We start from the raw sequence: 10098 nt of genomic DNA, 5'->3' as shown, positions 1-10098 counted from the left end.
ATCTAGCTTTAAAACAATGTTTTGTTTCCGTAGAAACAACTACTTACATGGCGTTTCGTTCAGTTTTCAAAGATCGATTCGTTTCTTTCGTTGTCGTTTTCAGCGACCCAATTAATATATCATGTTGTTTCGTTTAATGTCAACAACTAATTTGAAATGTTTTTTTAGTGTTACCTACTTGTTTTAGCGGCAACGTTATTCATAATACATGAAGTGCGAAATGATGTCAATCACTTTTTTCATGCGTTTGTTGTTGTTTTCTTAACAACGTTCTCTACTTTATCAGTAAAGAATGATATGGTCAATAGTATTTTTCAAATTAATTAAATCAATATGACATAGCTTGTTTAGAAAGTCACATTAATATTGGCAAGTATTCACGTCTAAAGAATCCCCTATAATGAAGCTTTTTTTTACGGAGATTTAAAAGCACTATATTCAAGGTTAAACAAACGTTTAATTAACCTTTTAACTAACAAAATGAATTTCCTCACCTCGTTCTACTTAAGCAACAAAAAGTACTCTCTCACTTCGGTTACGAAACTTGATCTCACCTTAATAATGGAACAAACCGGAGAGTATCGCTATATAAAAAAAGCAGCCGATTTCTCGACTGCTTCAAAACGAACTATGCTAAAAACACGAAATATGCGATAAATACAAAGAACAAACCATACATGATTGGATGAATATTCTTCCCCTCACCTTTTACGACCATAGTGATCGGGTACATTACAAATCCTAACGCAATCCCTGTTGCAATACTGTATGTTAATGGCATTGCAACAATCGTTAAGAATGCTGGAACCGCAATCTCAAATCGTTTCCACTCAATGTTACCGAGTACGCTCACCATCAGGACACCGACTATAATCAAGACTGGCGCTGTAACTGAAGGTGTGACCACTGCTAGTAACGGAGAGAAGAATAGTGCTAACAAGAAAAATCCTGCTGTTACAACAGATGTAAAACCAGTTCGACCACCTGCCGCTACTCCTGATGAAGATTCAATGTAGGCTGTAGTTGTTGACGTACCAAGTACAGCGCCAAGAACAGTTGCGGATGAATCAGCAAACAATGCTTTCCCTGCTCTTGGAAGTTTGTTGTCTTTCATTATGCCTGCCTGCGTCGCAACAGCTATTAAAGTACCCGCTGTGTCGAAGAAATCGACGAATAAGAACGTGAGAACAACGACAAGCATGTCAATTGTAAACAAATCATCAAGGTGACCCAAAGCAACGCCGAAAGTTGGTTCAAGACTTGGTACGCTACCCACAACCCCGCTTGGAATCGGCACCTGGTTAAAGATCATACCTACGATGGCTGTAATCACCATTCCGTAGAAAATACCGCCAGTTACGTTACGAACCATTAAGATAACAGTAATAATTAATCCGAAGACTGCAAGTAACGTCGGCCCGGCGAGAAGATTACCTAGTTGAACAAGTGTAGAATCATTGTTTTGAACAATTCCTGCGCTTTGAAGACCGATAAATGCTATAAAAAGTCCAATCCCGCTCGCTGCCGCGTATTTTAATTCCATCGGAATCGCGTTGATGATCATTTCTCTAATTTTAAAAATGGTAATAATAATAAAGATAATTCCTGAAACAAGTACCCCCGCAAGTGCTGTTTCCCACGGTACGCCCATAACGGTGACAACAGAATAGGTGAAGAACGCATTCAATCCCATTCCTGGCGCCAGAGCGATTGGATATCCCGCTAGAACACCCATAATTAATGTACCGAGCGCAGCAGCAAGTGCTGTAGCAGTAAAGACAGCTCCTTGATCCATTCCTGCATCGGCCAAAACAGCCGGATTCACAAATAGAATGTAAGCCATTGATAAGAACGTCGTTAATCCAGCAATAGTTTCTTTTCTATATGTTGTATTATGCTCATGAAAACGAAAAAAACGATCCATTTCTTTAAGTCCCCCTTATTCCCCTTCATCCATCTTTCTAACGGTTAGTAACCTTTCTTTTTTTATTCTTGATTCATTTAGGTTAACTATTCATAAAAAGAAAAAAGCTCCGGGTTCTCTACCCGGAGCGGACTAATAGGAAAAGAGAAGGTTCTCCACGAGTCGCTACATGAGCAAGACGTTTCAATACTTTCCCTATTTCCTTCGTAGTCAGGTTATTTACGGTAACCTGGTAGAGACTTTCGGGCCTTATTCCCGATGTTATACGATGGATGGTCGTTCTATTTATTTACTTTTGTAGTGTATCAGCTTTCTCACAAGCCGTCAACACAAAACACGAACATTTTATCTATTTATTTATATTTTGTTCGTGTTTATTCCCACTCAATTGTAGCGGGCGGCTTAGAAGTAATGTCATACACAACGCGGTTAACGTGATCCACTTCGTTAACAATTCTTGTAGAGATAATCTCAAGAACTTCAAATGGGATACGCGCCCAGTCAGATGTCATGCCATCGATTGATGTTACAGCACGAACACCAATTGTGTAGTCATACGTTCTTGCATCACCCATAACACCAACACTACGGAAATCAGGAAGCGCCGTGAAATATTGCCAGATATCACGATCAAGGCCTGCTTTTTTAATTTCGTCACGAAGAATCGCGTCAGATTCACGTACAACTTTTAACTTTTCTTCTGTCACTTCTCCGATTACACGGATACCAAGACCCGGTCCCGGGAACGGCTGTCTCCATACAATTTCGTCTGGAAGACCAAGCTCTGTACCTACTTTACGAACTTCATCTTTGAAAAGCATATTTAAGGGCTCAATCAAATCGAGCTTCATATCTTCAGGCAGTCCGCCTACGTTGTGGTGGGACTTGATGGTTTGAGCAGTCGCCGTTCCACTCTCAACGATATCTGTGTAAAGTGTTCCTTGTGCTAAGAAGGACATGTCTTCAAGCTTTTCAGACTCTTCCTCAAACACATAGATAAACTCGTTACCTATGATTTTTCGTTTCTTCTCTGGATCGGTTACGCCTTTGAGCTTTGTAAGGAATCGATCAGCTGCGTCAATTTTGATCAAGTTCATATCGAAGCCTTCACCAAATGTTTTCATTACGCTGTCTGCTTCGCCTTTGCGAAGAAGACCATGATCGACAAACATACATGTTAGCTGGTCACCAATAGCTCTATGAATAAGGGCAGCAACTACAGAAGAGTCAACTCCACCACTAAGAGCGCATAGAACTTTTTTATGACCAACAGCTTCACGGATTTCATTAATTTGTTCATCGATGAAGTTTTCCATTGACCAGTTACCATCACACTCACACACTTTATAAACAAAGTTTTTCAATAGTTCATTTCCGTGCTCAGTATGACGAACTTCCGGGTGGAACTGAACGCCATATAGGTGGCGAGAAGCATCGCTCATTGCCGCAACTGGGCAAGATGGGTTTGTTGCAGCCACTTCAAATCCTTCAGGTGGAGCTTTAACAAGATCACCGTGACTCATCCATACAGATTGTTCTTCTGGTAGACCATCATATAATGGGGATTTATCCTTGATTGTCAGCATCGCTTTACCATACTCACGGTGTTTCGCCGCTTCTACACTTCCACCAAAGTGATGTGTCATCAGCTGCATGCCGTAACAGATGCCAAGAACCGGAATGCCAAGCTCGAAAATTTCTTCATCGCAGCGCGGCGCGCCTTCACCATATACGCTGTTCGGTCCACCTGAGAAGATGATCCCCTTTGGATTAATTTTCTTTACTTCTTCAGCAGTAATCGTGTTCGGGTGCAATTCACTAAACACACCAAGGTCACGAATACGTCTAGCAATTAGTTGATTGTACTGTCCACCGAAATCGAGGACAATAATGGATTCCTGTTCTTCTAACATCTAATTCCCTCACTTCTATTTAGTCTCTAGTAGCATTGCCGAAATCGAATCGAAAAAAAGAGGATTAACAAGCTTTTCGATCTCTTTCATCCAAGGTCATATAAAAAAAGCCAGAACCCTGCCATGGTACAAAGGCAGAATCCTGGCTTATACTAGGAGTATCTGCCTTCATAGTCAGATCATTTACGGTGATCCGGTAGAGACTTCTGGGCCTTATTCCCAGGGATATACGAAGGTTACAACTTGTTGTTCAAACTATGGATTCATTCTATCAACCGTCTATACAGCGGTCAAGATTGCATCTTTTTAATTAAATTTTCCCATAATTCCTTCATTTCATCCCAACCATCACTGTTCGCTTTTCCACGATAGTAATTTTCTTCATAGCGACGTGTTAATTCCTTCATATCCTCTGTTTGAAGCTTGCTGTCAACTTGAACAGCATATTCCCGCAAAGTCTGATCTTTCCCACGCTTAATGCCATGTAATTCTAGCAACCATAGCAGTCGAAAATACGCTTCAGATAACACCTTTCCGTCATCTCGTCTCTTATATCTTGAAATAACCAATCTCTTCAACCATTTCTTATAATTCTTAAATACGACGTATCCAAGTAACAATAGAATAAGCACAAGCACAACGGTATACCACACTGTCCATTCAAACGATACAGATGATGAACCTGATGATGCCTGTTCCTCTGGTGTTTGTTCCTGCTGCTGCGCCTGCTCTTCTTCAGTTTGTGCAGGATCAGGTGCTTCAGAATTTGTCGCTTCATCATCACTATAATCGCTAACAAAATCAGCCTGGTTAGTGAATCCTCGAGTTGGTTCAAAAGGAACCCAACCGACACCCGGGAAGTATGCCTCAACCCACGAGTGTGCGTTGTTATTTGTTACTTCATACTTTCGATAGTCTCCAGCAGTTGCCACAAATTCTCCCTCGGTAAATCCTTTGACCCATCTTGCCGGAATCCCGAGACTTCTTAAAAGAACGGTCATCGAACTAGAGAAATTATCGCAATAACCTAGCTGCGTTTCGAAAAGAAATTGATCGACATAATCATCATTCTCCCCAGGAACGGCAACGTCCGTTGTTTCATATACAAAACCATTCCCTACGAAGTAATTTTCGATCGCTCTCGCTTTATCATAAGAATTCTCTTCTTCTACCGTAATCTCTTCAGCAAGATCACTGACTCTCTCAGGAAGAGTCTCCGGTAATTGAAGGTACGTATTTGCCAACCGATCTGGATAATTAACTGGTGCTTCTCGTAACATCTTTTCAGAAAAGGTAGGGGATTCGTAATCTAAATTATAATTATCAAGCACAATAGACTCGCCAAGATTTTGTGTAAACACTTTTCCAGTCAGAGGGTTTTCAAGTAGTTGAACTTCTGTGCCCGTTTCGATGTTTGTTACTTGTCCTGGATGGACAATAAAATCAAATTTCTCATTCCCAGTCATATTCATCTTCATATCAAAGGCTTCTAACTCAACACCATCTTCAAATAATGTTTCTGTGCTACCTTCAAAAATAACTCGATCCTGCACGGAAGATTCCCAGCCTTTACCGGTATACACATCTTTCGTTTCAACCCGCCAGTACCCTCTATCTTTAATTTGTGCAGTAAAGACAGCAGTATCGTCCATAACGAAAGGGCCGCCAAGTTGTGAGTCATCTTCTCCGTATCCAATCTTACTAATTCCGTTGCCATTTCTTCCTTCTCCGTCACCATCTCCAGTCGTTTTCTTCAGGAAAGGTACCGGATCCGGCCATTGCGGCTCAGCCTTCGGAGCGATATAACCGACTATAGAAGAAAAAGCAATAACAACAACTAGTGGCATAAGCCAATAGACAGGGAAGCGACCTTTTGAAAAAATAACTCCCTCTTGTTCTTGAATTCGCAGAATTTGAAGGAGACCTAGTAACACAAAACCAATGATCACAATACGAATAATCGCATTATCCGCTTGATAAGTTGTAAACGTATCAATAACCGAAATGTAAACGATCGTCACTAATAGAAATAAAAAAATCCGTCTTGTTTGAATTAACCAGTATTGCATTAAATAGCTTATAAGCCAAAGCAATATGAAAAACAAGAAGGTTCGAAATACATTTGACAAACGATCAAAACTACCATCAAATAGAAAATCGACGTTCTGTGAAAAGTCTGATAGAAAGTAATCTATCCACAGAGATTCAAAGAACGGTCCCGGAAAAAACATGGCATGTAGAGCATATATTAGCGCCACTCCTTTAATCGGGAAAGATAGCCAAAAAGGTAGCTGAAAATAAGAAAGCAAAAATAAAAATGCCGTAAATAGAATGAAAATTTCTGTTTGACCTGTATCTGAAATGATCGAAAGAGGTCGTAGCCATTCCCAGAACAGAAGAAAACCCAATCCATAGAGGAGAAGCGCGTAAAGCCAGTCTGTTTTTTCATTACCTTGTTGCACGCTACCCACCCCCTTTTAATTCTTCATTAAACGATTCTCCCGCAATCACGTGTGCTTTAACACCGAATTGAGTAAGCTGACTAAGCTCAGCCTGTTGCGCTAACGTAATGTGCTCAGTAACATAAAAGAATTCCACTTGAACCTTTCGTGCAACAAGCTCTTTTAATGTAGAAGTGAATGCCCCATCAAGCGAAGGACTAATGATCATAACACCTGTTCCAGCAGGGAAATGATGAGCCTCTCTTTTAACAACTGTATCAAACGTTGTCATCCCATTAGCTTGTACTCGTGCGAGATGATGAAATACTCTCCTTCGTTGTGCTCTTCCACCATTAATATTCAGAACAGAATGATCTTTTCCTGAGGAAACAAGGCCGATCATCGCATTCTGCTTTAAAGCAGCGTTCGTCACAGAAGCAGCTAGTCTTACACCCTTCTCGAATAAAGGCGAATCTACACGACCATAGTGATCGGTCTCTCGATCGAGGAAGATCATATAATCCTGGCTAATTTGTTGTTCAAATTGCTTGGTTAATAGTTTCGAACCTCGCGCGGTTGCTTTCCAATCAATCCATGACAATTTATCTCCTGGTACATAATCTCGAACACTAACTGCCGTAGAATAATCTAAATCTGCTTTACGTGGAGAAGGTCTCGTCCCAGAGAGCTGCTGATTATAGGGAGACCATGATATTTCTTGATATTGCGGTAGAACATAAACCGCTTGATCGTTCTCTATCATATTCTCATGTTGGACGAATCCAAAGAGGTCCCCCGTTCGACAGCGTAGTTTCTTAAAATGGTATTCTCCTCTCGGAATTGGCTTGATGGTATAGCGATAAGTTAACTCTCTTTTGAACATAGGTAGCAGCAAGGCAAGTGATCGTTTTTGATACCTTGAGGAAGCTTCTTTAGCAAACGGAGCTAACCGATCTGGAAGCATATCTTCAACAACTAAATAAAAAAGAGGAAAGTGACTTTTCCGCTCTATCTGAATCGTAACAGTTAACTCCTGTCCATCCGTTAATTCAGAATGACTGATCGATCGCGTCATCTTGATTGCGCTCAAGGGATAGAAAATAAGAAGGATAGAATAGATAACGAAAGGTAAAAAACTATAGAACAAGAACCAGCTCACAAAACCTCCCTGAAACATCGCATACGAAAAAGTAATCAGGAAAAGCAGTGCTAAAAAGAAAAACTTTAACACTCTGTTATTCGCTAGCTTCTCTCTCATTTCACTTTCTCTTCCTTTTGAATAGGAACTCTTACACGATGAAGAATCTCCTTAATAATCTCCTCAGGCTTCTGTCCTTCAAACGCAGCCTCAGATTTAAGAATGATGCGATGGGATAATACAAAAGGAGCTAAGAATTTCACATCGTCAGGTAGTACATAATCGCGATTGCGCATGAACGCATATGCCTGACACGCTTTCATTAGTGAGAGTGACCCGCGTGGACTAGCTCCAAGATAAATGGATGAGTTATTTCTCGTTCTACTCACGATATCGATAATGTACTGTTTTACAGACCCTTCAACAAACACAGCTTTCACCTTTTTCTGCATCTCAAGAAGGTCTTCTAGCTCAAGGGCCGTCCCAATCGAGTCAATTGGATGCGCGTGTTCCGTACGATTCAATACTTCAAGTTCTTCTTCAGGAGATGGATAGCCCATACGTAACTTCAATAAAAAGCGATCAAGCTGAGCTTCCGGCAGAGGATACGTTCCCTCATATTCGATCGGATTCTGAGTCGCCATAACAAAAAACGGCTGTGGAAGAATGTGCGTTTCTCCATCAACCGTTACATTCCCCTCTTCCATTCCTTCTAGAAGAGCCGACTGTGTTTTAGGTGACGTTCGGTTAATTTCATCTGCTAAAATAATATTGCCTAATAACGGCCCCTTACGAAATTCGAATTTCATCTCACGTTGATTAAAAATGGATACCCCTGTTAAATCAGACGGAAGTAAGTCTGGTGTGAATTGTATTCGATTAAACTTTGCACCTACTGATTTTGCAAGAGCACGAACCATCATCGTTTTCCCAACACCCGGCACATCCTCCAGAAGGACATGACTTCCAGCAAGCAGGGCAACCAGGCTTAATTCTGTTACATCTCGCTTACCAACCATCACCTTCTCAATATTTTCAATCACTTGTTTGACAGCCGGGTGGTACGCATCAAATTGGTACGATGAACTCATAGCTGATTCCTCCAATAGTCACTCTCAAAATTTTTATTTTAAAAACAGGCCTCTTTACCTATCAATTTTCCAACAAATTAGCAAGAGTAAATGTCTGAATACTCATAACCTTATTGTAACAAAAAATACTTTAGGCACGTTAATAAGAAGCGAGTTTTCCTATAATTTCATTATTGATCCAAATAAAGATATGACTAGCTACATCGCAAATCGTTTCATACTGGATGAAAAAGGGAATACAATTTTCAGATGAAAACACCAAAAGAATCCTGAATCTTCAAACCATTACAATGAGGTGAGTACATAAGATTACGCTATGCCTCTCGTCCCACTCGTCTAAAACGAAAAGGAGGAAATTAAATGGTAGGTAATCGCGGTGTCGTTTATACAGGTGCAGGTCGTGTAGAAGTTCAGGATATTAGCTATCCGGATTTAGTTCTTCGTGAGGGTCCAGGCGTTCCCAAGAGTAATGTCGGCCGTAAATGTGAACATGGAGTAATCTTGAAGAATATCGTGACGAATATATGCGGGAGCGATCAGCATATGGTGCGCGGTCGCACAACTGCTCCTTCTGGTTTAGTTCTCGGCCATGAAATTACCGGAGAAGTGATTGAGGTTGGACGAGATGTTGAATTCATTAAAAAAGGAGATATTGTCTCTGTTCCATTCAATGTTGCTTGCGGTCGATGCAAAATGTGTAAGCGTCAGGACACTCATATTTGTCAAAACGTAAACCCTGAACGTCCGGGCGCAGCTTACGGATACGTTGATATGGGCGGCTGGGTTGGTGGCCAGTCCGAATATGTGATGGTTCCTTATGCAGACTTTCAATTACTAGCCTTTCCCGATAAAGAGAAAGCGATGGAGAAAATCCTCGACTTAACGATGCTATCGGATATTTTTCCTACCGGCTACCACGGAGCGATTAGTGCAGGAGTAACGACAGGGTCCACTGTGTATGTCGCTGGAGCAGGACCAGTTGGACTCGCTGCAGCCCATTCTGCTCAGTTGCTTGGTGCTGCTGTTGTGATCGTTGGCGATTTAAAAGAAGAACGTCTCGCTCAAGCACGGAGTTTCGGGTGTGAAACGATTAATCTAAAAGAACACAACGATCCCGGCGAACAAATCGAACAAATACTCGGTATACCTGAAGTGGATTGTGCGATCGATGCAGTTGGTTTCGAAGCCTATGGTCATGGAACAGATAACGAAGAGCAGCCGGCAATTGTGCTAAATACGATGATGGATGTTGTAGAAGCTGGAGGAAAGATGGGGATCCCAGGGTTATATGTAACAGAGGACCCAGGAGCAGATGACAAAGATGCCAAGCAAGGCTCACTTAAAGTAAGATTTGGACTTGGCTGGTCAAAAGCCCACCATTTTGTTACAGGACAAACACCTGTCATGCAGTATCACCGTCAATTAATGATGGCGATTTTAAATGGAAAAGCGGATATCGCTAAAGCTGTAAATGCAACCGTTATCAGTCTCGATGAAGCACCTCAAGGGTATAACGAGTTTGATAGTGGTGTATCAAAAAAGTTCGTCATTGATCCACATGGGATGTTAAGAAGGTAAAATCAAAAAGAAG

General features: G+C 41.2%; 6 protein-coding genes and 2 riboswitches. Of the genes, 1 reads left to right on the top strand and 5 read right to left on the bottom strand.

What is annotated here, in order from left to right:
- Positions 1-628: 628 nt before the first annotated feature.
- The 5 genes from Q4550_RS22880 to Q4550_RS22860 all read right to left on the bottom strand — a co-directional run bounded on the left by Q4550_RS22880 (position 629) and on the right by Q4550_RS22860 (position 8507).
- The gene (locus tag Q4550_RS22880) at positions 629-1924 is read right to left on the bottom strand and encodes an NCS2 family permease (RefSeq protein ID WP_303536415.1); all 1296 of its coding nucleotides are present in this window, start codon (positions 1922-1924) and stop codon (positions 629-631) included.
- A 187-nt stretch (positions 1925-2111) separates the two neighbouring features.
- Positions 2112-2213: riboswitch (purine riboswitch) on the bottom strand.
- Between the two features lie 85 nt (positions 2214-2298).
- Positions 2299-3837, bottom strand: coding sequence for a glutamine-hydrolyzing GMP synthase (guaA, locus tag Q4550_RS22875; protein ID WP_303536413.1), 1539 nt, complete (start codon positions 3835-3837; stop codon positions 2299-2301).
- 151 nt (positions 3838-3988) lie between these two features.
- A riboswitch (purine riboswitch) is annotated at positions 3989-4090 on the bottom strand.
- Positions 4091-4127: 37 nt separating this feature from the next.
- Positions 4128-6299, bottom strand: coding sequence for a transglutaminase TgpA family protein (locus Q4550_RS22870; protein WP_303536411.1), 2172 nt, complete (start codon positions 6297-6299; stop codon positions 4128-4130).
- Position 6300: 1 nt separating this feature from the next.
- A complete protein-coding gene (locus tag Q4550_RS22865) occupies positions 6301-7536 on the bottom strand; it encodes a DUF58 domain-containing protein (RefSeq protein ID WP_303536408.1) in 1236 nt (411 codons plus the stop codon).
- Entirely contained in the window at positions 7533-8507 is a 975-nt protein-coding gene (locus Q4550_RS22860; protein WP_303536406.1) for an AAA family ATPase, read from the bottom strand. Before Q4550_RS22860 ends, Q4550_RS22865 begins: the two co-directional genes overlap by 4 nt.
- Positions 8508-8867: 360 nt before the next feature.
- On the opposite strand from Q4550_RS22860, the gene fdhA reads away from it, so the two are divergent.
- Positions 8868-10085 carry a formaldehyde dehydrogenase, glutathione-independent gene (gene fdhA / locus Q4550_RS22855; RefSeq protein WP_194222470.1) on the top strand — a complete coding sequence of 406 codons (1218 nt, stop codon included), beginning with the start codon at positions 8868-8870 and terminating at the stop codon, positions 10083-10085.
- Positions 10086-10098: the final 13 nt, after the last annotated feature.

This window comes from Anaerobacillus sp. 1_MG-2023, from assembly GCF_030547345.1.
Taxonomy (GTDB): Bacteria; Bacillota; Bacilli; order Bacillales; family Guptibacillaceae; genus Guptibacillus; species Guptibacillus hwajinpoensis_B.
This window is presented reverse-complemented; position numbering and strand designations above follow the sequence as displayed.

What these genes read in the sequence shown, in the direction of transcription:
- Q4550_RS22880 (WP_303536415.1), bottom strand. Translation starts at nt 1,924, where the DNA reads ATGGATCGTTTTTTTCGTTTTCATGAGCATAATACAACATATAGAAAA.
- guaA (WP_303536413.1), bottom strand. Translation starts at nt 3,837, where the DNA reads ATGTTAGAAGAACAGGAATCCATTATTGTCCTCGATTTCGGTGGACAG.
- Q4550_RS22865 (WP_303536408.1), bottom strand. Translation starts at nt 7,536, where the DNA reads ATGAGAGAGAAGCTAGCGAATAACAGAGTGTTAAAGTTTTTCTTTTTA.
- Q4550_RS22860 (WP_303536406.1), bottom strand. Translation starts at nt 8,507, where the DNA reads ATGAGTTCATCGTACCAATTTGATGCGTACCACCCGGCTGTCAAACAA.
- fdhA (WP_194222470.1), top strand. Translation starts at nt 8,868, where the DNA reads ATGGTAGGTAATCGCGGTGTCGTTTATACAGGTGCAGGTCGTGTAGAA.